Genomic DNA, 21,503 nt, shown 5'->3' on the forward strand with positions numbered 1-21,503 from the left:
AAGCCCTCCAGCGCCGATGGTACTGCACCCGGGAGGGTGTGGGAGAGTAGGACGCCGCCGGACATCTTTCGCAAAATGGCGACCCTTCGGGGTCGCCATTTTGCGTTTTCGGGGTGAAATCGACTGCGGAATGCGGTCGCGTCGGCACCGGGTGTGCGCGGGCGGTGCCGGGCGGCCGGGCGGACCGGCGGATCCGTAGACTCTCGTCGTGACCGAAGCGACGCCGCACCGCGAAACCGCCCCCGCCGACCGCGCCGCCGCCGACGTACCGGCTCCCGCGGAGCCGGCCGCGGCCGCGCCGGACGCACCCGAGCGCGCCGAGACGGGCAGCGGGGCCGAGGTGGGCGGCCGGACGGACACCGCGGCGACGAACGCCGCAGCGATGAACTCCACCGACGGAGCGACCGCGGCCACCGGAGACAGGCCAACCCCGCCCGCCGGCGCCGGGCCGACCCCGGCCACCGAAGGCAAGGCGGCGCCGGCCACCGGCGCCGAGCCGGCTCCGGCTGTGAGCGATGGGCCGGCTCCGGCTGTCGGCGATGGGCCGGCTCCGGCCAGCGGCGACGGGTCCGCCCGGGACGCCGCTGCGGAGGCCGCCCGGGCCGGCGTGGCGCCGCCCGCGGGCGGCGGGTCCGCCGAGGGGGCGGGCACCACGCTGCCCAGCCAGTACCCCGCCGGCGAGGTCGAGCAGAAGCGGTACGCCGCCTGGCTGTCCGCCGGGGTCTTCGCCGCGGACGCGGCCAGCGACCGGCCGCCGTACGCGATCGTGATCCCGCCGCCCAACGTCACCGGCTCGCTGCACATCGGCCACGCGCTCGACCACACGATCCAGGACGCCCTGATCCGTCGGAAGCGGATGCAGGGCCACGAGGCGCTGTGGCTGCCGGGCATGGACCACGCCGGCATCGCCACCCAGAACGTCGTCGAGCGGCAGCTCGCCGCGCAGGGGCTGTCCCGGCACGACCTCGGCCGCGAGGCGTTCGTCGAGCGGGTGTGGCAGTGGAAGGCCGAGTCCGGCGGGGCGATCCTCGGGCAGATGAAGCGGCTCGGCGACTCGGTCGACTGGTCCCGCGAGCGGTTCACGATGGACGAGGGACTGTCCCGCGCGGTCCAGACGATCTTCAAGAAGCTGTACGACGACGGGCTGGTGTACCGGGCCGAGCGCATCATCAACTGGTGCCCCCGCTGCCTCACCGCGCTCAGCGACATCGAGGTGGAGCACTCCGACGACGACGGCGAGCTGGTCTCCATCCGGTACGGCGAGGGCGACGCGTCGATCGTCGTCGCCACCACCCGGGCCGAGACGATGCTCGGCGACACCGCGGTGGCGGTGCACCCGGACGACGACCGGTACCGGAGCCTGATCGGCACCGAGGTCGAGCTGCCGCTGACCGGACGGTCCATTCCGATCGTCGCGGACCCGCACGTGGACCCGGCGTTCGGCACCGGCGCGGTGAAGGTGACGCCGGCGCACGACCCGAACGACTTCGAGATCGGGCAGCGGCACGGGCTGCCCAGCCGGACCGTCATGGACGAGCGCGGCGTGATCACCGTCGCCGGGCCGTTCGAGGGGCTGGACCGGTTCGAGGCGCGGCCGGCGATCGTCGCGGCGCTGCGCGAGCAGGGCCGGATCGTGGCCGAGAAGCGGCCGTACGTGCACGCCGTCGGGCACTGCTCCCGGTGCCGCACCACTGTCGAGCCGCGGCTGTCGCTGCAGTGGTTCGTCCGGACCGAGCCGCTGGCCCGGGCCGCCGGCGACGCCGTGCGCGACGGGCGGGTGCGAATCGAGCCGCCGGAGCTGGCCAAGCGGTACTTCGCCTGGGTCGACAACATGCACGACTGGTGCATCTCCCGGCAGCTCTGGTGGGGGCACCGGATCCCGGTCTGGTACGGGCCGGACGGGGAGGTCCGCTGCGTCGGCCCGGACGAGCAGCCGCCCGCCGGCTGGACCCGGGACGAGGACGTGCTGGACACCTGGTTCTCCAGCGCGCTGTGGCCGTTCTCCACCCTCGGCTGGCCGGAGCGCACGCCGGACCTGGCGAAGTTCTATCCGACCAGCGTGCTGGTCACCGGGTACGACATCCTGTTCTTCTGGGTCGCCCGGATGATGATGTTCGGCCTGTACGCGATGGACGGCACGCCGCCGTTCGGGGTCGTCGCGCTGCACGGGATGGTGCGCGACCAGCACGGCAAGAAGATGAGCAAGTCGTTCGGCAACGTCATCGACCCGCTGGACTGGATCGACCGGTTCGGCGCCGACGCCACCCGGTTCACCCTCGCCCGCGGCGCCAACCCCGGCGGGGACGTGCCGGTCAGCGAGGAGTGGTGCCAGGGGTCCCGGGCGTTCTGCAACAAGCTGTGGAACGTGACCCGGTTCGCGCTGCTCAACGGCGCCACGGTCGCCGGGTCGGTGCCGCCGCCGAGCGAGCTGTCCGCGGTCGACCGGTGGATCCTGTCCCGGCTGCAGGACGTGGTGGCGCAGGCGGACGAGCAGTTCGAGGCGTACGAGTTCGCCAAGGCCTGCGACGTGCTGTACCACTTCGCCTGGGACGACGTCTGCGACTGGTACGTCGAGCTGGCCAAGCCGGTGCTCGCGGCCGGCGGCCCGGCCGCCGACGCGAGCCGGCGGGTCCTCGGCCACGTGCTCGACGAGCTGCTGCGGCTGCTGCACCCGGTGATCCCGTTCGTCACCGACGAGCTGTGGACGGCGCTGACCGGGTCGCTGACCGTCGCGACCGCGGCCTGGCCGATCCCGGCCCAGTCGTACCTGGACCCGGCCGCCGAGGTGGAGATCGGGCGGCTGCAGCGGGTGGTGACCGAGGTGCGGCGGTTCCGGTCCGACCAGGGGGTCAAGCCCGCCCAGCGGGTGCCGGCGGAGCTGGTCGGCCTGGCGGACGCCGGCCTCGCCGCGCACGAGCCGCTGATCCGGTCGATCGCCCGGCTGGACCCGCCCGGCGACGGCTTCGCCGCCAGCGCCAGCCTCGCCGTCACCGGCACGATCAGCGTCGGGCTGGACACCAGCGGCACGATCGACCTCGGCGCCGAGCGGGCCCGGCTGGCCAAGGACGCGGCGGTCGCCGAGAAGGAGATCGAGCAGTGCCGGGCCAAGCTCGGCAACGAGGCGTTCGTCGGCAAGGCCCCCGCCGCCGTGGTCGACAAGATCAGAACGCGGCTGGCGGCGGCCGAGGCCGACCGGGACCGGATCGCCGCCGCGCTCGCGGCGCTGCCGGCGGCGGGCGGTGCGTGATGGAGTTCGCCGACGTCGAGGCGGCGCTGCTGGCCCGGGGCAACACCCGGATGGTGTTCGACCTGGGGCGGATCACCCGGCTGCTGGAGCTGCTCGGGGATCCGCAGCGGACGTACCCGAGCATCCACCTGACCGGGACCAACGGCAAGACGTCCACCGCCCGGATGATCGAGGCGCTGGTGCGGGCGCACGGCCTGCACACCGGGCGGTTCACCAGCCCGCACCTGGAGACCGTCCGGGAGCGGATCGCGCTGGACGGGGAGCCGCTGAGCGAGGAGCGGTTCGCCGCCGTGTACGCGGAGGTGGCGCCGCTGGCCGCGCTCGTCGACGCGGACGCGGCGCACACGCTGACGTACTTCGAGATGACGGCGGCGCTGGCGTTCGCCGCGTTCGCCGACGCGCCGGTCGGCGCGGCCGTGGTCGAGGTCGGCCTCGGCGGGGCCGAGGACGCCACCAACGTGCTGCACGCGCCGGTGTGCGTGCTCACCCCGATCGGGCTGGACCACACCGAGTGGCTCGGCGACCGGCTCGCCGACATCGCCGACGCCAAGGCCGGGATCATCCACCCCGGCGCGACCGTGGTGACCGCCGCGCAGGACGAGGAGGCGATGGAGCCCATCCTGCGCCGCTGCGCCGAGGTCGACGCGACGATCGCCCGCGAGGGGACCGAGTTCGGCGTCCTGCGCCGCGAGCTCGCCTTCGGCGGGCAGGTGCTGTCCATCCAGGGCCTCGGCGGGGTGTACGAGGACGTGTTCCTGCCGCTGCACGGCGCGCACCAGGCGCAGAACGCGGCGGTGGCGCTGGCTGCGGTCGAGGCGTTCCTCGGCGCCGGTACGGCCAAGCAGCTCGACCCGGACGTGGTCCGGGAGGGGTTCGCGCTGGTGCGGTCGCCGGGGCGGCTGGAGCGGGTCCGGACGGCGCCGACGATCCTGCTCGACGGCGCGCACAACCCGCACGGGATGACCGCGACGGTCACCGCGGTGCAGGAGGAGTTCGCGTTCCGGCGGCTCGTCGGGCTGGTGTCGGTGCTGGACGACAAGGACGCCGCCGCCGTGCTGGACGTGCTCGAACCGGCCCTCGACGCGATCGTGGTCACCCGCAACAGCTCGCCGCGGGCACTGCCCGCCGCCGAGCTGGCCCGGCTGGCCCGGGAGGTGTTCGGCGAGGAGCGGGTGACCGTACGGGAGGACGTCGCCGACGGGATCGAGGCGGCGGTGGCGCTGGCCGAGGAGAGCGCGGGCGGGGAGCTGAGCGGCGCCGGGGTGCTGGTGACCGGGTCGGTGGTGACGGTGGCGGACGCGCGGAAGCTGCTGGTCCGGTGAGCGCGGCCCCCGACCTCGAACCCGCGGCCCATTCCGGCGGCGGGTCCGGGGGGCGGCCGTCGGGGCTGCGGAATCCGGCGGCGGCCGTGCGCGGGCTCGGGGCCGGGACGCTGGTCATGGAGGCGATCGTGCTGCTGCTGGCGGTCCAGCCGCTGCGGGTGCTCGGCGGCGGGCTCGGGACCGGCGGGATCGTCGCCGTCCTCGTGCTCGCCGGCGCGCACCTGGTGCTGGCCGGGCTGCTGCGGTACGACCGGGCGTGGTGGGCCGTCGTCGCCGCGCAGGCGGCGCTGCTCGGCTGCGGGCTACTGCACTGGGCGCTGGGGGCGCTGGGCGTCCTGTTCGGCCTCGTGTGGTGGTACGTCCTGCGGGTCCGGCGCACCATCCTCGGCTGACGGGGCCACCCGCCACTGGGTGAGCGCCAGGCCGTGCCCGTCCGGGTCGCGGAACGTCGCCGCCCACAACTGCAACCGCCGGCCCGTACTGATCGGGCGGGGCGGGGCGGTGAAGCGCACCCCGGCCGCGCGGAGGGCCTCGTGGCTCGCGTCGATGTCGCCGACCTCGAGGTTGAGGTGGACGTGGTGCCGCGGGACGTCCCCGTCGGCGCCCGCGCGCAGGATCAGCCGGGTGTCGCCGGCAGCGACGATCGCCGTGTCGCCGCCGCGGTCGATCATGGCGAAGTCGAGGACCCGGCAGTAGAAGTCGACGGCGCGGTCCAGGTCGCGGACCACCAGCGTGGCGCCGACGCCGTGCACCGGGCCGGCGGCGGCCGGGCGGGCGGCGCTGTAGCTGGTCGCGACCTCCGCGGTACCGGCCACGGGGCCGGCGGTGCTGACCCGCGGGCGGGGGACGGGGGTGCTCTCGGGGCGGCGGGCGACCGGCACGGCCACCGCGCGGACCGGCGGCACCTCCCGCCGGCCGCCGAAGTCGTCGGGGTCGGCTTGATCCGCCGCGTTGGCGGTGTCGGTGGTACCGGGTCCGCCGGTCGCGGCGTGGTCGGGAGTGTCGGCGGCTGCGCGGTCGTCGACGGTGCCGCGGCCGGCCGGGGGCGTGGCGGCACCGGTCGCGGCCACGGCGGCGCCGCCGGCCGGGGCGTCGTCAGCCGCGGGGGTCGGGGCACCGCCGCTTGCGCTGGCGCTGCCGGCAGTGATGGGGCCGGGGCGGCCGGCCGGTGGCTCCGGGCGGTCGGTGTCGGGGCGGCGCGGGGCGGGGGTGGCGGCGATCGCCGCCGCTGCCGGGACCGCCGCGGCGATCGCCGCCGGGCCGGAGCCGGTCCGCGGCCGCGGTGCGGGCGTCGGCCGCGGACCGGCGGCGGCGCTGGCGGCGCCGTCATCCGCGGCGGTGGCGGCGGTGTTGCCGGCCGGGGCGCCGGGCGCCGCCGGCCCGTCCGGGTCGCCGGGCGGGCGGCCGTCGCCCGGCCCGCGGCGGGCGGCCGGGGCGGGCGGGCGGCCGGCGACGGGTCGGCCGGCGGTCGGGGAGTCGTACCCGCCGGTGCCGGCCGGCTGGTGGTACGCCGTCGCGGCGGTCGGCAGGTCGTAGTCGGTCGCGGCGGGTCGCACCCGCGGCACCGGGCCCGCGGCCGGCTCGCCATTCCCGGCGACCGGGGCCGCCGCGCTCGCGGCGCCGGCAGCCACCCCACCGGCAGCACCACTCGCGCCGGCGGCACCGGACACGCCGCCGGTACCGGGCGCCCGGGCCGCGCCGGCCGCACCCCTCCCGGCGCCGGGGTCGGGCGCAGCACCGGCGTCGTACCCGGCGGCACCCGCCCGGGCGGGGCCCGCCCCGAACGTCGCGCCGGCACCGGCCGCGCCGGCGCGCGGTGCGTCGTCCCACTGGACGCGGACGTTGCGGCGGTCGTCGACCGCCACCAGGACCGGCAGGGCGGTGCCCGGTACCGGCCATCGGTCCACCGGCACCTTCGGCTCGCGGATCTTCACCGCCACCGTCGGCAGGCCCGGCCCGGTGACCACGAGGTCGAGTTCGGCGCGCCCGTACTGCTGGTTCGCCGGCGCCGGCGGGGCCGCGATGACGTGCGCCGACGCGGACATCCACCCGCGCTCGCCGCCGCGTACCGCCTGGATCGTGACCAGCCCGATCGCGACGAGGACGAGCGCCGCGCCGACGGCGACGACCGACCAGCTCGGGACGCCGATGCCGACGGACATGATGAACAGCCCGGCGGCGCCCAGTATCCCGGCGATCACCTTGCGTACCGTGGCGCTGGCGCGGGCGGTGCCGTTCGTCACGTGTCGACCTCCCCGGGCGTGTTCCGGCAAGGCTAAGCCCCCATCGGACGGTCGCCAAGGCCCAGCGGCGAGTCGCCGCGCCCGCCCCGGGTACGCTCACCGACAGTGGGCGACCCGCGGCACCGCGCCGCCGGTCGGGAGCCGCGGCCGCCGGCCGCCGTCGGGAGGGGATTCGTGTCCAGCGAGGACTGCGAGCGCACGCTGGTGCTGATCAAGCCGGACGCCGTCCGGCGCGGGCTGGTCGGCGAGATCGTCGGGCGGCTGGAGCGCAAGGGCCTGACGCTGTCGGCGCTGGTGCTGCGGACGATGTCCGCGGAGCTGGCCGACGCCCACTACGCCGAGCACGTGACGAAGGCGTTCTACCCGCCGCTGAAGGAGTTCATGACGGACGGGCCGCTGGTGGCGCTGATCGTCGCGGGCGACAGCGCGGTCGGCGTCGTCCGGAGCCTGGTCGGCGCGACGGACGGGCGGGCGGCCGCCGCCGGCACGATCCGCGGCGACCTGTCGCTGTCGAACCGGGAGAACCTGGTGCACGCCTCGGACTCGGTCGACAGCGCCGAGCGGGAGATCGCCCTCTGGTTCCCCGCCGGCTGAGCCGCCGGGAACGGGACGCACGGAACGGGCGGGGCGCCGGAGCGCCCCGCCCGTTCCCCGTTACCGCTCGGTCAGCAGTCGACCTGCGCGAGCTGCACCACGAGGCTCTGGTGCCGGCGCGGGCCGATCAGGTTGAACGAGCTGGTCGCGTCCGTGCCGGACGAGCCGCGGTTGGTGAACGTCGACGCTGCGACGGTCAGCGCGCGGTCGCTGCCGCACTCGCCCTCGACCGCCGGCTCCGGCACGCCGGAGTCCGTCCAGTAGTCGCGCAGCGGGCCGTTCTCCTTGTGGCTGAACGTGCCGTCCGCGCCGGCCTTGGCGGCGGCCACCACGGTGGCCGTGCCCGAGGCGCCGCGGGCGAGCCGGGCGCTGCCGTTGAGCGTCACCTTGCGGATGGCGTACGTGCTGCCGCGCGAGGTGTTGACGTCCAGCGAAACGGTGCAGGTCTTGCGGCGCTGGCTCGCCGGGACGTCCGGGCCCACGGCGGAGCCGGCGCCCGTGATGTGGATGGTGAACACGCCGGGCTTGGCGGCGTTGGACACCGTCACGCCCCTGCCGTCGACACAGCCGTCGCCGTTGGCGGCGAGCAGCTTGACGGTCGGCGCGGCGGCGGCGTCGTCGGTCAGGGCGCTGGCGGTCCCGTACCCCGCGACGAGCACGCCGGCCACGGCGGCCGCAACGACGACCGGTCCGCGCGGAATGCGTCGGGTCATGATGTGCTCCCTCACTCGCTGCACTTGATGGTGCGGAGGCCGAGCAGCACGTCGTGGTCGTCCGCGTTGGACGAGCGCAGCGTCATGATGGCCTGGTGCCGCTTGGGGTCACTGCCGGCGTTGGCGTTCACCCGGGTGGTGACGTTCAGCGCCCGGCTCTCGCCGCAGGGCTGCTTGACCTCCTCGCTCGGGGCGTCGAGCTGGACCCAGCGGCCGCTGTACTCGCCCTCCAGGGCGGTGTCGACCGTGCCGGTCGCCGTCAGGCCCGCGAGGTACGCGCTGACGAACGCCTTGCCGGACGTGGTCTCGTCCAGGTACGCGAAGCCCTTCACGCCGACCGCGTCGAGCGCCCAGGTGTAGCCCTCGGGCACCGACACCGCCAGGTTGGTGGTGCAGGTCAGCGTCGAGGTGGCCGGGTTGTTGCGGCCGGCCTTGGCCTGCATCTTCGGCAGGTTGATCTGCACCACGCCGGTCGGGTAGCTCTTGACCGCGACGCCGTGGTCGGGGCCCTTGCAGCCGGTGCCGTTCGCCGTCGTCAGCTTGACCGTGACCGGGACGTCGGCCGGGTCGTCCTGCGCCATCGCCGGCGCGCCGAGCAGGGTGGTGCTCGTAAGCATGGCGGCGACGCCTGTCGCGGCCATGAACGCCTTCATCATCATTTCCATCCCCCTCCGGTTAGGCGGGGAAGTTGCTTTCCTCGCCTGACAGACCGGACGTTAGTGCGCGCATCGGTGCCCGTCACTACCTGAACGGTCGATGTTTTGTTCCACGCGGTCGCGGGCCGGAAACCGGACGGGATTCTCGTCACGTCGCTTGTGGGAGTGATGGCCGGGGCGACCTGGTCGGTTAGCGTGTGACCACCAGATCGTTGCCAGGACGGAGAATCCAGGTTGCCGGCGCTGTACTCCATCGGGAAGCTCACCGTCGCCCCCGTGCTCCGGCTCGGCTGGTGGCCGCTCGTCGAGGGGCTGGAGCACATCCCGGCCAGCGGCGGGGCGATCCTGGCCGGCAACCACCTGTCGGTGGCCGATGAACTCTTCGTGGGCGCGGTGGTGCCGCGACACATCGCCTTCTGGGCGAAGTCGGACTACTTCACCGGTACCGGCCCGCGGGGCTGGCTCAGCCGGACCGTGCTGGAGGGCATCGGCGCGATCCCGGTGAACCGGGGCGACGGGCGGGCCGCGCTGGCCGCGTTCGACGGCGCGCTGCCGGTGCTCGCCGCGGGCGGCCTGGTCGTCGTGTACCCCGAGGGGACCCGGTCGCCGGACGGCCGGCTGTACCGGGGCCGGACCGGGGTGGCCCGGCTGGCGCTGCGCTCCGGCGTGCCGGTCGTGCCGGTGGGCGTGCGGAACACGGAGAAGGTACAGCCCATCGGGGCCCGGGTGCCGCGGCCGTTCACGGCCCGGCCGGAGGTGCGGTTCGGGCGGCCGCTGCACTACGGCGGGCGGGCCGAGACCGCCGGCGAGCGGCGGGCGATCACCGACGAGGTGATGACGGCCATCCGGGAGCTGAGCGGCCAGGAGTACGTGGCCCGGTACGCCCCGAAGCGGCAGCCGGCGGGCTGACCGCCCGGCCCGGCGGTGATCGGCGTACCCTTGGTGCCGCTGCGCCCGCCCGGGGCGGGGTAGGACCGGGAGGGGTGCCATGCCGGTGACCAGCGTGTTCCCGCGGCTGGAGGAGCTGCTGCCGCGGGTCGGCAAGCCGATCCAGTACGTCGGCGGCGAGCTGGGCGCGGTCGTCAAGGACTGGGACGCCGCGGTGGTCCGGTGGGCGCTGATGTACCCCGACGCGTACGAGGTCGGGGTCCCCAACCAGGGCGTGCAGATCCTGTACGAGGTGCTCAACGAGCGCGCGGACGTCCTCGCCGAGCGCACGTACGCGGTGTGGCCGGACCTGGAAGCGCTGATGCGCGAGCACGGGGTGCCGCAGTTCACCGTCGAGGCGCACCGGCCGGTCGGCGCGTTCGACCTGCTCGGGGTGTCCTTCGCCACCGAGCTGGGGTACACGAACCTGCTCACCGCCCTCGACCTGGCCGGCATCCCGCTGGCCGCCGCCGACCGGGACACCACGCACCCGGTGGTGATCGCCGGCGGGCATGCCGCGTTCAACCCGGAGCCGATCGCCGACTTCATCGACGCCGCCGTCCTCGGCGACGGCGAGGAGGCGGTACTGGAGATCACCGACATCGTCCGGGCGTGGAAGGCCGAGGGGTCGCCGGGCGGCCGGGACGAGCTGCTGCTGCGGCTGGCCCGGACCGAGTCGATCTACGTGCCGCGCTTCTACGACGTCGACTACCTGCCGGACGGGCGGATCCAGCGGGTCGTGCCGAACCGGGCCGACGTGCCGTTCCGGGTGCACAAGCGGACGACCATGGACCTGGACCAGTGGCCGTACCCGAAGAAGCCCCTGGTGCCGCTGGCCGAGTCGGTGCACGAGCGGTTCGCCGTCGAGATCTTCCGGGGCTGCACCCGCGGCTGCCGGTTCTGCCAGGCCGGGATGATCACCCGACCGGTGCGCGAGCGGTCGATCACCACCGTGGGGCAGATGGTCGCCGACGGGCTGGGGTTCTCCGGCTTCAACGAGGTCGGGCTGCTGTCGCTGTCCAGCGCCGACCACTCCGAGATCGGCGACATGTGCTCCGGCCTGGCCGAGCAGTACGCCGGCGAGAACGTCTCGCTGTCGCTGCCGTCCACCCGGGTGGACGCGTTCAACATCGAGCTGGCCCGGGAGCTGTCCCGCAACGGCCGGCGGACCGGCCTGACCTTCGCCCCCGAGGGCGGGTCGGAGCGGATCCGCAAGGTGATCAACAAGATGGTGTCGGAGGAGGACCTGATCCGCACCGTCGTCACCGCGTACTCGAACGGCTGGCGGCAGGTGAAGCTGTACTTCATGTGCGGCCTGCCCACCGAGACCGACGAGGACGTGCTGGAGATCGCCAGCATGGCGCACAAGGTCATCCGGGCCGGCCGGGAGGCCGCGGGCAGCAAGGACGTCCGCTGCACGGTGTCCATCGGCGGTTTCGTGCCCAAGCCGCACACCCCGTTCCAGTGGGCGTCGATGAGCTCGCCCGAGGTGATCGACAACCGGCTGAGGCTGCTCAAGCAGGCGATCAACGCCGACCGGTCGCTGGGGCGGGCGATCGGGCTGCGGTACCACGACGGCGAGCCGTCGCTGATCGAGGGCCTGCTCTCCCGCGGGGACCGACGGGTCGGCGCGGTGATCCGCGCGGTGTGGGCCGGCGGCCAGCGGTTCGACGGGTGGAGCGAGCACTTCTCGTACCGGCGGTGGGTCGACGCGGCGGCCGAGGTGCTGCCGGCGCTCGGGGTGGACCTGGACTGGTACACGACCCGGGAGCGCGAGGAGACCGAGGTGCTCCCGTGGGACCACCTGGACTCCGGGCTGGACAAGGACTGGCTCTGGCAGGACTGGCGGGACGCGCTGGGCGAGTACGAGCAGGACGACTGCCGGTGGACGCCGTGCTTCGACTGCGGGGTGTGCCCGTCGATGGACACGGAGATCCAGATCGGGCCGACGGGGCGCAAGCTGCTCCCGCTCAGCCCGGTCGGCGGCCTCCGCGCCCCCTCCTGACCGCGCGCTCCTCCGCGGCGGGAATCCCGCACAGGAACCGCCGGTACAGGTCGCCGACGGTGGCGTGCGGGAGATCCTCGCAGGCCGCGACGAAGCAACCGGTCAGGTAGAGCATCAGCGAGACGCGCGCGCCGGCGTACTCCGCCGCGAGTTGGCGGCGGCGGGTGGGGCAGGGCCAGGGATCGGCGCAGGCGCCGCAGGTCCAGCGCGGCCGCAGGGCGTGGTGCAGCGACATGTGGCTTCCCGGGGTCGGCGGGTTCCGGCGTCGGCACCCGCCGGCCCGGCGGGGTCGCGGCGGGCCGGCGGGGCGTCCGGTGTGGGACGTTACGGTCGGTGGGCGGACACCGAAACCGCCGGAGCGCCGCCGCCCGGACCACTTCCGCGTACCGGGAATGTCCGCGCAATGTCCGCTACCGTGGGGGAGTGAGCCGTCCCCTCCGCGCGGCGATGCGCCGCGCCCGGCTGGACCCGGCCGCGCTGGCGGCGGCCGTCGGGGTGGACGTCAAGACCGTGCGGCGCTGGCTGGTCGGCCGGCTGCCGCGCCAGCGCACCCGGCACGCCGTGGCGGACCTGCTGCGGGAGTCCGAGGCGCAGCTCTGGCCGCAGACCCGGCCCGACCTCGCGCCCGGCGCCGAGGCCACCGCGGAGGTCGTCGCGGCGTACGCGCACCGGGCGGACGTACCGCGGCAGCTCTGGACCTCGCTGCTGGTCGGGGCGGCCGAGCGGATCGACCTGCTCGGGTACGCCTACCCATTCGTCCTGGAGCTGCTGCCGGACACGGTCGCGCGGTTGGCGGAGAAGGCCGCCGGCGGCGCGCGGATCCGGCTCGCCCTCGCCGACCCGGACTGCGCACACGTCCGCGAGCGGGACGAGCTGGAGGGGATCGGCGGGACGCTGGCCGGGCGCATCCGCAACGCACTCAACTTCCTCGAACCGCTGGCCGGGCTGCCGGGCGTGGCGATCGGCCTGCACTCGGTGCACCTGTACAACTCGGTGTTCCGGTTCGACCAGCAGATGATCGTGACGCCGCACCTGTACCGGCTGCGCGGCTACCAGCATCCGGCGCTGCACCTGCGGGAGCTGTCGCCGTACGGCATCTTCGGCGCGTACGCGGCGCAGGTCGAGGCGGTCTGGCGGGGTGTGGCGCCCGGGGGTGGCGATGGCCGGGCGGCGTGACCACTACCGCGACCCGGCGGCGCCCCCGGCCAACAGCCTGGTACCGGGCGGGTCGGCGGTCGTCGCCGACGCGCGCGGGTGGGTGCTGCTGCACCGGCGGGCGGACTCGGGCAACTGGGCGCTGCCGGGCGGGACGATGGACATCGGCGAGACGCTGCAGGAGTGCGTGGTCCGGGAGGTGCGCGAGGAGACCGGGCTGGAGATCGAGATCACCGGGCTGCTCGGCATCTACACCGACCCGGCGCACGTGATCGCGTACGCCGACGGGGAGGTCCGGCAGGAGTTCAACGTCACGTACCGCGGGCGGGTCGTGGGCGGGGCGCTCGCGCCGAGCGCCGAGTCGACCGCGGTGCGCTTCGTCGACCCGGTGGAGCTGCCGGGCCTGCCGATCCACGACACGGTCCGGCTCCGCCTCGCCCACCACTTCGCGGGCTCGGCGGAGCCGCACCTGGGCTGACCACGGCCCGCCACCCCCCCCGCGACCCCGGTGGGTCGCGGACAGCGCCGCCCGCGACCCACCGGGGTGGTCAGGACAGGTATTCGAGGACGTAGTCGCCGCTGGCGGAGCCGTCGTGCGTGCCGCCCGCCGGGCACCGGCTGCTGCCCTGGCCGCCGCCGAAGAACATCCCCTGGCAGCGCCGGCACCAGCGCCAGTCCGACTGGCCCACGCCCGGCGCCACCGCCATCCGGTAGTCGTGGCTGCCGCTGCGGTCGTGCCCGCCGCCGACCGGGCAGTACCCCGACGTGGTCGCGCCGCCGTAGAACATGCCCTGGCAGCGGTGGCACCAGCGCCAGTCCGACTGGGTGCCGCCGGCGGCCACGTGCAGGATCAGGTAGTTGGCGCTGGCCGAGCCGTCGTGCGTGCCGCCGGCCGGGCAGGCGCTGGCGGCCTGGTTGCCGCCGTACGACAGGCTCTGGCACTTGTGGCACCACCGCCACTCGGCCTGCCGGGTGCGGCGGTCCGCGGCGCCCGGCCGGTCGCGGCGGGGTGCCGGCGGGGCGGCGGTGGCGGGGCCGGCGCCGAGCAGCAGGCCGGCGCCGGCGGCGAGGGTGCCGAGCAGGGCGGCGCGGCGGCCCGGGGTCGGGTCGGGTGAGCGCATGGGTAACCCCCATCTCATCCATAGTGGAACCGCAATGTATCCGGCGGTCGGCCGGCGGGGAACGGTCGGTTCTCGCGGGTGGCGCGGCGGGCCGGTGCCCGGCCTGCGGCGGCCCTGCGGGAAGATATCGGCGACGCCACCACCCGCCCGCCCGAGGGGAGTACGACGATCGCCAGGAAGCAGCCGGAGAGCAACCAGGCCCCGGTGGTCCAGCGGGTGCGCCTGCGGTACGCCAAGCGCGGGCCGCTGCGGTTCACCTCGCACCGGGACTTCGCCCGGGCCTTCGAGCGGGCCATCCGCCGGGCCGGGGTGCCGATCGCCTACTCGCACGGTTTCACCCCGCACCCCCGGATCTCGTACGCGTCGGCGGCGCCGACCGGCGTGGCCAGCGAGGCCGAGTACCTGGAGCTGGGCCTCCAGCAGCCGGTCGATCCGGACGAACTTCGCACGGCGCTCGATGCCGCCCTCTCGCCCGGCCTGGACATCGTCGACGCCGTGGTGGCCGCGGCGCCGGGCAGCCTGGCCGACCGGATCGACGCGGGGCAGTGGCGGGTGGTGCTGACGGGCGTGCCGCCCGCGGCGCTGGCCGCCGCCGCGGCGGCCTTCGCGGCCGCCGCCGAGGTGCCCGTGGAGCGGCTCACCAAGCAGGGCAAGCGCATGATCGACGCCCGGGCGGCGGTCGTCTCCATCGCCGCGGGTGACGAAAACGACACCGGGGCGAACCCGGCGAATGATCCACCTTCGGGGGGCGCCGGGGCGCCGTGTGCGATACTCGACCTTGTCGTACGGCTGGCGAGTCCGACCGTGCGACCCGATGACGTTCTGTCCGGCCTCCGCGTGGTGGCCGACCTGGAGCCGCCGGTACCGCCGAGGGCGACCCGGCTGGCACAGGGGTTGCTGACCGCGCAGGGGGGCCTCATCGATCCGTTGGAGGCGGATCGGCGAGCGGCAATCGGCGAGCGCTGACCGCACCGGTCGCGCTCACGGAAGACTTCGGCGGCGATCGTCCGCTGGTGCCCGACGGGCCCCGGGGCGGATCCGACGCCGGGAACATCTGCGGTGAACCTGAGTGGCAGCGTCGCGTACGCGCCCGGGGGAGCCAGAACTGGAGAGCGCCCGCATGCTCGAACACGAGCCCGAGGGCGGCGACCGGACCGGCGCAGAGCCGGCGGCAGCCGTCGAGAAGAGCACGACCCGACCCACCCGTCGGCGCAGCCGCGCCGCGGAGCCCGCGCCGGCCGACGCCGCCGCGGGTCCGGTCGCGGAGACCGCCGGGGAGGCCGAGCCGGCCCCGGTGAAGCGGACCCGGCGCCGCCGGGCCGCCGAGGACCCGGCCGCCGAGCCGGCCGTCGCGCCCGAGGCCGCGCCCGCGGCCGAGGCGGCCGATCCCGCCGGGGACACGGCGGAGCCCGAGGCCGACGAGCGGCCGCGCAAGCGCAGCCGGGGCGGCCGGAGCACGCCGCCGACCGTCCTGTTCATGCCGCCGGAGCCGACCGAGGCCGAGCCGGCCGACGAGCCCGCGGAGGAGGCGGCCGAGCCCCGCCGCCGGCGCCGCCGGGCCGAGCCGGAGGAGGCGGCCGAGGAGCCGACCCCGCGCCGGCGCCGCCGCCGCGAGCCGGCCGAGGAGCCGGCCGAGCCGGTGGCCACCGCGGTCGAGGAGCCGGCGGACGAGGACGAGGACGACGACGAGGACGCCGAGGGCATCCGCCGCCGGCGGCGCGGCCGGCGTGGCCGGGGCCGGGGCAAGGGCGCCGGCGAGGACGGCGACGAGCCCGAGAGCAGCGCCGGCCCGGTCGCCGCGGACGACGACGAGCCGCTGACCCGCCGCCGGCGGCGCCGGCGGCGCAAGGGCGCGGGCGACGACGGGGGCGACGACGACGGCGTGCCGACCGTGGTCCGCATCCGCGAGCCGCGCCGGGTCGCCGACGAGGTCCAGGGCGTCACCGGGTCCACCCGGCTGGAGGCCAAGCGGCAGCGCCGCCGCGACGGCCGGGACCAGCGCCGGACCCGGCCGCCGATCCTGACCGAGTCCGAGTTCCTGGCCCGCCGCGAGGCGGTCGACCGGATGATGGCGATCCGGCAGATCGGCGACCGGACGCAGATCGCCGTACTCGAGGACGAGGTGCTCGTCGAGCACTACGTGACCCGGGCGGCGACGGCGACGATGGTCGGCAACGTGTACCTGGGCAAGGTGCAGAACGTGCTGCCCAGCATGGAGGCGGCGTTCGTCGACGTCGGGCGGGGGCGCAACGCCGTCCTGTACGCCGGCGAGGTCAACTGGGACGCCACCGGGCTGGAGGGCCGCGGCCGGGCGATCGAGCAGGCGCTGCGGCCGGGCGACCCGGTGCTGGTCCAGGTCACCAAGGACCCGATCGGGCACAAGGGCGCGCGGCTGACCAGCCACATCGCGCTGTCCGGCCGGCACCTGGTGTACGTGCCGCACGGCAACGCGTCCGGGATCAGCCGCAAGCTGCCCGACACCGAGCGCAAGCGCCTGCGCGACATCCTCAAGAAGCTCATCCCGGACGGCGCCGGCGTGATCGTCCGGACCGCGGCCGAGGGGGCGAGCGAGGACGAGCTGGCCCGCGACGTCAAGCGGCTGCAGGCGCAGTGGGACGACATCTCGGCGAAGTCGTCGTCGAGCAGCGCGCCGGCCCTGCTGTACGAGGAGCCGGACCTGGTGATCCGGGTCGTCCGGGACCTGTTCAACGAGGACTTCCGCGAGCTGGTCATCCAGGGCAACGCCGCGTACGAGGAGGTGGAGGCGTACCTGTCGCACGTCTCGCCGGACCTCGTCGCCCGGCTGAGCCGGCACACCGGTACGACCGACATCTTCGCCGCGCGGCGCATCGACGAGCAGATCCTCAAGGGCCTGGACCGCAAGGTGTACCTGCCCTCGGGCGGCCACCTGGTGATCGACCGGACCGAGGCGATGACCGTCGTCGACGTCAACACCGGCAAGTACACCGGCGCCGGCGGCAACCTGGAGGAGACGGTCACCCGCAACAACCTGGAGGCGGCCGAGGAGATCGTGCGCCAGCTCCGGCTGCGCGACCTCGGCGGCATCGTGGTGATCGACTTCATCGACATGGTGCTGGAGAGCAACCGGGAGCTGGTCCTGCGCCGGCTCACCGAGTGCCTGGGCCGGGACCGGACCAAGCACCAGGTCACCGAGATCACCTCGCTGGGCCTGGTCCAGATGACCCGCAAGCGGATCGGCGCGGGGCTGCTGGAGGCGTTCAGCGAGAACTGCGAGCACTGCAAGGGCCGCGGGCTGATCATCCACGCCGAGCCGGTACCGGAGAAGCCCAAGGGCGGCGGCGGTGGCGGCGGCGCGGGCGACAAGGTGCGCGCGGTGGCCTCGGCGGGCGCCAAGGAGGCGCCGCCGACGGCCAGCAGCCGGCGGCGCGGGCGCAAGGCGGCTGCGGCCGAGGCGGCCGAGCCCGCTGAGCCGGTCGCGGCCGCCGCGGCGGCCGCACCGCTCGACGCCGACGAGGCCGACGACGTCGTCGAGCCGGTCGGGTCGGTCGAGCCGGCCGCGGTCGTGGACGAGCCGATCGAGGAGGCGCCGGCCGTCGAGCCGGCCGCCCGGCCCGCGGCGGCGCCGCGGGCGGCGGGCGCGGCCTCCGGGATCGTCGGCGGCGGCGTACCCGGCACCGGGGCCGAGGAGGAGGACGTGCCGGACGACCGGTTCGAGGGGTACGACCTGACCCGGTTCGACTACCAGGGCGTGGCGGCGGAGCTGGCCGAGCCCGCGACCGACCTGGGCGAGCCGGCGGCGGACTTCGACGACCTGGACGCCGACCTGGACGCCGACGCGGACGCGGACGCCGACCCGGACGGCGACGCCGAGCCGGTGGGCACCGGCGGGCGGCGGCGCCCGCGCACCCGGCGGCGCACCCGCCCGTAGCGGATCGACAGACAGGGCCGCGACGCCGATGGCGTCGCGGCCCTGCTGCCGTACCGGGGGCTCGTGGGGTCAGCCGCGGGCGCGCGGGACCTCGCTGGCCAGCACCGCGAGAAGGACCTGGCGGACCCAGGTCATCCGGCGGGTGGCGGTGTCGGGGTGGTCGCCGAACTCGGCGGCGCAGCTCGCGGCGCACCCGGCGGTGCCGTACCGGGCGACCATCGCGGTCACGGCGGCCTCCACCTCGGCGGGGGTGGGCTGCTGGGACGGCTGCAGGTCGGAGACGAACAACGCCTCGGCGGCGAGGTCGGTAGCCGTGGTCATCATCGGTGCCTCCGGAAGCCGTGTGGAGCGGCGCGTGGTGCGGTGCTGCGTATGAATCAGGAAACGGCCGGTCGAGTGCCGCCGCGGCATCGAGCGGGTTGCGGACCAGTTGCGTCCGCAAATAACGCGGCCGTCGTGAACGGCACCGGTGTGGCAGGGCCTGCCGTACGCTGGGGTGACTTGCGGCGTTTGATCTCGGAGGTGCTGTTTGTCCCGGCCGAGGAGTGCGGGTTGTACCGGCTGATCGGTGCGGCGGCCGCCGCGGCCGTCCTGCTGGCCGCGGCCGGGTGCGGCGGCGACGCCCGCCCCGCGGCGGCGCCCACGCCGGTGCTGTCCGCCTCCGCGCAGGCCGCCTGCCGCGACGCGCTGGTCACCCAGCGGGTCCGCTGGGAGGCGTTCGAGGGCCGGTGGGCCGAGGTGCTCACCGCGCTGGCCCGCGGCGACGAGAACGGCAGCGCCGCGGCCGGGGAGATCGCCTCGCAGGAGCTGTTCGAGTGGGCCCGCGAGCTGGGGCTGCTCAAGGAGCGGACCGCCGGCGACCCGGCGCTGAGCGGCGCGCTGGACAGTACGATCACCGCCCTCAACGGCCTCGGCGCCCCCGAGGACCGCACCCCCGCCGACCGGATGCGGGCGGCGGTCAGCGAGGCCGCCCGGCCGGTGGCCGCGGCCTGCGGCGCGACGCCGCCGCCGGTGACCTAGCGAGCCGCCGGGCGGTTTTCCGACCCGTTTTTGTCGACCCCGACCGATGGCGTAGGCTGTCCTGCGGCGCATCATCGTGCGCTTGGCCGAGTGTGACCGGCCTCCGTGTGCACCCCGCGCGGTCGCGGGGCCCGGCAGTGCCCTCGCGGCGGCGTGCCGGCGGCAGCGGCGGGCCCGGTCGCCGCGGCCCACGAACATCCGCCCGCAGCCGGGCGGTCGCGCGTCATCCGGCTGCGAACGTCACCACGACAGGGAGTACGCGGCTTATGTACGCGATCGTCAAGACCGGCGGCAAGCAGTACCGGGTCGCCGAGGGCGACGTGATCGAGGTCGAGAAGCTCGCCGGCGCCCCCGGCGACGCCGTCAGCCTCGCCGCGGTTCTGCTCGTCGACGGCGACAACCTGATCACCGAGGCGGCCGCCCTGGCGGGCGTCGCCGTCGCCGGTGAGCTGGTGGCCCACACCAAGGGCCCGAAGATCCGGATCCACAAGTTCAAGAACAAGACCGGCTACCACAAGCGCCAGGGTCACCGCCAGCCGCTGACCCAGGTCAAGGTGACCGGCATCTCGACCGGGAAGTAGGCGTTCAACGATGGCACACAAAAAGGGTGCGTCCAGCTCGCGGAACGGCCGCGACTCCGAGTCCAAGCGCCTCGGCGTGAAGCGCTTCGGTGGCCAGCTCGTCAACGCCGGCGAGATCCTGGTCCGCCAGCGCGGCACCAAGTTCCACCCGGGCGACCTGGTCGGCCGGGGCGGCGACGACACGCTGTTCGCGCTGTCCGCCGGCAACGTCCTGTTCGGCACGCGGCGCGGGCGCAAGACCGTCAGCATCGTGCCGGTCGAGGGCTGATCGAACGTACGGCGAAGCGGCGGGCCGGGGCTGGCGCCCCGACCCGCCGCTTCCGTTTGCCGCCCGCGCGCGGCTGAGGAGGGCGTGGCCGTGGCCATGTTCGTGGACCGGGTCGTCCTGCACCTGCAGGCGGGCAACGGCGGGCACGGCTGTGTCTCGATTCACCGGGAGAAGTTCAAGCCGTTCGGCGGCCCCGACGGCGGCGACGGCGGCCACGGCGGCGACGTCACCCTCGTCGTCGACCCGGCCGTGCACACGCTGCTCGACTTCCATTTCCGGCCGCACATCAAGGCCGAGAACGGCAAGGGCGGCGCCGGCAGCAACCGGGACGGCGCCAACGGCAAGGGGCTCGTGCTGCGGGTACCCGACGGCACGGTCGTGCAGACCCCCGACGGCGAGGTGCTGGCCGACCTGATCGGCGCCGGGACCACGTACGAGGCGGCCCGCGGCGGCCGCGGCGGGCGGGGCAACGCGGCGCTGGCCAACGCCCGGCGCAAGGCCCCCGGCTTCGCCGAGCTGGGCGAGCCCGGCGACGCGTACGACGTCGTGCTGGAGCTGAAGAGCGTCGCCGACGTGGGCCTGGTCGGCTTCCCGTCCGCCGGCAAGTCCTCGCTGATCGCCGTGATCTCGGCGGCCAAGCCCAAGATCGCCGACTATCCGTTCACGACACTGGTGCCGAACCTCGGCGTCGTCCAGGCCGGCGAGGGCACGTTCACCGTCGCCGACGTACCCGGCCTCATCCCCGGCGCCGCCACCGGCAAGGGGCTCGGGCTGGAGTTCCTCCGGCACATCGAGCGGTGCGCCGTCCTGGTGCACGTCGTCGACACCGCCACCGAGGAGCCCGGCCGCGACCCGGTCGCCGACATCGAGGCGATCGAGGCGGAGCTGACCGCGTACGGCGGCCTGGCCGACCGGCCGCGGCTGGTCGTGCTGAACAAGATCGACGTACCGGACGGGCGGGACCTCGCCGAGATCGTCCGCGCCGACGTCGACCGCTTCGGCTGGCCGGTGCACGAGGTCAGCACGGCCAGCCGGGAGGGCCTGCGCCCGCTGGTGTTCGCGATGGCGGCGACGGTCGACGCGCACCGGGCGGCCCAGCCGGTCCTGGAGCCGACCCGGATCGTGCTCCGCCCGCCCGCCGTCGACGAGTCCGGCTTCCGGATCGAAACCGTCGACGAGGACGTGTACGAGGTGCGCGGCGAGAAGCCGCGCCGCTGGGTCCGGCAGACGAACTTCGACAATGACGAGGCGGTCGGGTACCTGGCCGACCGGCTGGCCCGGCTCGGCGTCGAGGACGCGCTGGCCAAGGCCGGGGCGACGCCGGGCTGCACGGTCCGGATCGGGGAGCGCGAGTTCGACTGGCAGCCGACGGTCTACGCGGGCGCGGCGTACACGCCGGGGTCGCGGGGGGCGGACACGCGGCTGGAGGACCCGGAGCGGCGGACGTCGGCGGCGCAGCGGCTGGCGGCCCGCAAGGCACGGCGACGCCGTCCGGAGGACGGGGCAGCGGGCGCGGGGGAGTCCCACCCGCCGGTCGCCGGGTCCGCGGAGTCGGGGGCTGCCGGGCCGGCGGAGTCAGGGGTTGACGGGTCCGCGGCGCCCGGGGCTGTCGGGTCTGTCGAGCCCGGGGTTGCCGGGTCGGCGGCGTCGGGGGTTGACGGTGCCGGGGAGTCGCGGCTCGGGTCGGGCTGATTCGGTGGGTTGGCCCGCGTCGCGTCACGGGTGACCTGCTGACAATCGC

The 21,503-nt window shown here is 75.3% G+C and carries 19 protein-coding genes and 1 pseudogene; 14 read left to right on the forward strand and 6 right to left on the reverse strand.

Translation table 11 applies throughout. From position 1 onward, the window contains the following. Window positions 1–208 precede the first annotated feature (208 nt). The 3 genes from IEY94_RS00005 (at window position 209) to IEY94_RS00015 (ending at window position 4,961) form a co-directional block, all read left to right on the forward strand. Window positions 209–3,247 carry a valine--tRNA ligase gene (locus tag IEY94_RS00005; RefSeq protein WP_229783196.1) on the forward strand — a complete coding sequence of 1,013 codons (3,039 nt, stop codon included), beginning with the start codon at window positions 209–211 and terminating at the stop codon, window positions 3,245–3,247. Further along, on the forward strand, window positions 3,247–4,569 hold the full coding sequence (locus tag IEY94_RS00010; protein ID WP_189167910.1) for a bifunctional folylpolyglutamate synthase/dihydrofolate synthase: 1,323 nt from the start codon (window positions 3,247–3,249) through the stop codon (window positions 4,567–4,569). Before IEY94_RS00005 ends, IEY94_RS00010 begins: the two co-directional genes overlap by 1 nt. An 86-nt stretch (window positions 4,570–4,655) precedes the next feature. Then, window positions 4,656–4,961 (forward strand): DUF4233 domain-containing protein, encoded by a 306-nt coding sequence (locus IEY94_RS00015; protein WP_229783197.1) that lies wholly within the window; start codon window positions 4,656–4,658, stop codon window positions 4,959–4,961. Here IEY94_RS00015 and IEY94_RS00020 read toward each other — a convergent pair. Further along, window positions 4,872–6,812 carry a VOC family protein gene (locus IEY94_RS00020; RefSeq protein WP_189167912.1) on the reverse strand — a complete coding sequence of 647 codons (1,941 nt, stop codon included), beginning with the start codon at window positions 6,810–6,812 and terminating at the stop codon, window positions 4,872–4,874. The genes IEY94_RS00015 and IEY94_RS00020 overlap by 90 nt on opposite strands. A gap of 174 nt (window positions 6,813–6,986) precedes the next feature. On the opposite strand from IEY94_RS00020, the gene ndk reads away from it, so the two are divergent. Beyond that, complete coding sequence (ndk, locus tag IEY94_RS00025) at window positions 6,987–7,406, forward strand: nucleoside-diphosphate kinase (protein ID WP_189167913.1); 420 nt, start codon at window positions 6,987–6,989, stop codon at window positions 7,404–7,406. Window positions 7,407–7,477: 71 nt separating this feature from the next. Here the strand turns inward: ndk and IEY94_RS00030 are convergent, their stop codons facing one another. Both IEY94_RS00030 and IEY94_RS00035 read right to left on the reverse strand, forming a co-directional pair. Continuing rightward, a complete protein-coding gene (locus IEY94_RS00030; protein WP_189167914.1) occupies window positions 7,478–8,119 on the reverse strand; it encodes a DUF4360 domain-containing protein in 642 nt (213 codons plus the stop codon). An 11-nt stretch (window positions 8,120–8,130) separates the two neighbouring features. Further along, on the reverse strand, window positions 8,131–8,784 hold the full coding sequence (locus tag IEY94_RS00035) for a DUF4360 domain-containing protein (RefSeq protein WP_189167915.1): 654 nt from the start codon (window positions 8,782–8,784) through the stop codon (window positions 8,131–8,133). A gap of 225 nt (window positions 8,785–9,009) precedes the next feature. Between IEY94_RS00035 and IEY94_RS00040 the strand changes: the two genes are divergently transcribed. Continuing rightward, on the forward strand, window positions 9,010–9,684 hold the full coding sequence (locus tag IEY94_RS00040) for a lysophospholipid acyltransferase family protein (protein ID WP_189167916.1): 675 nt from the start codon (window positions 9,010–9,012) through the stop codon (window positions 9,682–9,684). A gap of 79 nt (window positions 9,685–9,763) precedes the next feature. Then, a complete protein-coding gene (locus tag IEY94_RS00045; RefSeq protein WP_189167917.1) occupies window positions 9,764–11,707 on the forward strand; it encodes a TIGR03960 family B12-binding radical SAM protein in 1,944 nt (647 codons plus the stop codon). Here the strand turns inward: IEY94_RS00045 and IEY94_RS00050 are convergent. Then, window positions 11,673–11,942: a flavin reductase gene (locus tag IEY94_RS00050; protein WP_229783198.1), complete on the reverse strand. Its 270-nt coding sequence runs from the start codon at window positions 11,940–11,942 to the stop codon at window positions 11,673–11,675. The two genes, IEY94_RS00045 and IEY94_RS00050, sit on opposite strands and share 35 nt — an antisense overlap. A gap of 212 nt (window positions 11,943–12,154) precedes the next feature. On the opposite strand from IEY94_RS00050, the gene IEY94_RS00055 reads away from it, so the two are divergent. Beyond that, on the forward strand, window positions 12,155–12,883 hold the full coding sequence (locus IEY94_RS00055) for a DUF5919 domain-containing protein (protein WP_189168740.1): 729 nt from the start codon (window positions 12,155–12,157) through the stop codon (window positions 12,881–12,883). Further along, complete coding sequence (locus tag IEY94_RS00060; RefSeq protein ID WP_189167918.1) at window positions 12,867–13,340, forward strand: NUDIX domain-containing protein; 474 nt, start codon at window positions 12,867–12,869, stop codon at window positions 13,338–13,340. Before IEY94_RS00055 ends, IEY94_RS00060 begins: the two co-directional genes overlap by 17 nt. 70 nt (window positions 13,341–13,410) lie before the next feature. On the opposite strand, the gene IEY94_RS00065 is transcribed toward IEY94_RS00060, so the two are convergent. Beyond that, window positions 13,411–13,983, reverse strand: coding sequence for a hypothetical protein (locus tag IEY94_RS00065; protein ID WP_189167919.1), 573 nt, complete (start codon window positions 13,981–13,983; stop codon window positions 13,411–13,413). A gap of 246 nt (window positions 13,984–14,229) precedes the next feature. On the opposite strand from IEY94_RS00065, the gene IEY94_RS00070 reads away from it, so the two are divergent. Further along, a complete protein-coding gene (locus IEY94_RS00070) occupies window positions 14,230–14,949 on the forward strand; it encodes a TIGR03936 family radical SAM-associated protein (RefSeq protein WP_229783298.1) in 720 nt (239 codons plus the stop codon). Window positions 14,950–15,103: 154 nt separating this feature from the next. Further along, entirely contained in the window at window positions 15,104–17,893 is a 2,790-nt protein-coding gene (locus IEY94_RS00075) for an Rne/Rng family ribonuclease (RefSeq protein WP_189167920.1), read from the forward strand. Between the two features lie 69 nt (window positions 17,894–17,962). Here the strand turns inward: IEY94_RS00075 and IEY94_RS00080 are convergent, their stop codons facing one another. Continuing rightward, window positions 17,963–18,217, reverse strand: coding sequence for a hypothetical protein (locus tag IEY94_RS00080; RefSeq protein WP_189167921.1), 255 nt, complete (start codon window positions 18,215–18,217; stop codon window positions 17,963–17,965). A gap of 198 nt (window positions 18,218–18,415) precedes the next feature. Between IEY94_RS00080 and IEY94_RS00085 the strand changes: the two genes are divergently transcribed. The 4 genes and pseudogenes from IEY94_RS00085 to obgE all read left to right on the forward strand — a co-directional run. Beyond that, window positions 18,416–18,913, forward strand: coding sequence for a hypothetical protein (locus IEY94_RS00085; protein ID WP_189167922.1), 498 nt, complete (start codon window positions 18,416–18,418; stop codon window positions 18,911–18,913). A 266-nt stretch (window positions 18,914–19,179) separates the two neighbouring features. Continuing rightward, window positions 19,180–19,494 (forward strand): 50S ribosomal protein L21, encoded by a 315-nt coding sequence (rplU, locus tag IEY94_RS00090; RefSeq protein WP_189167923.1) that lies wholly within the window; start codon window positions 19,180–19,182, stop codon window positions 19,492–19,494. Window positions 19,495–19,504: 10 nt separating this feature from the next. Continuing rightward, complete coding sequence (rpmA, locus tag IEY94_RS00095; RefSeq protein WP_189167924.1) at window positions 19,505–19,762, forward strand: 50S ribosomal protein L27; 258 nt, start codon at window positions 19,505–19,507, stop codon at window positions 19,760–19,762. 90 nt (window positions 19,763–19,852) lie between these two features. Further along, window positions 19,853–21,313: pseudogene (obgE, locus tag IEY94_RS00100) on the forward strand (GTPase ObgE); the annotation flags it as partial. Window positions 21,314–21,503: the final 190 nt, after the last annotated feature.

Origin of the sequence: Pilimelia anulata (assembly GCF_014647895.1) — a bacterium.
In the GTDB taxonomy this organism is placed as follows: domain Bacteria; phylum Actinomycetota; class Actinomycetes; order Mycobacteriales; family Micromonosporaceae; genus Pilimelia; species Pilimelia anulata.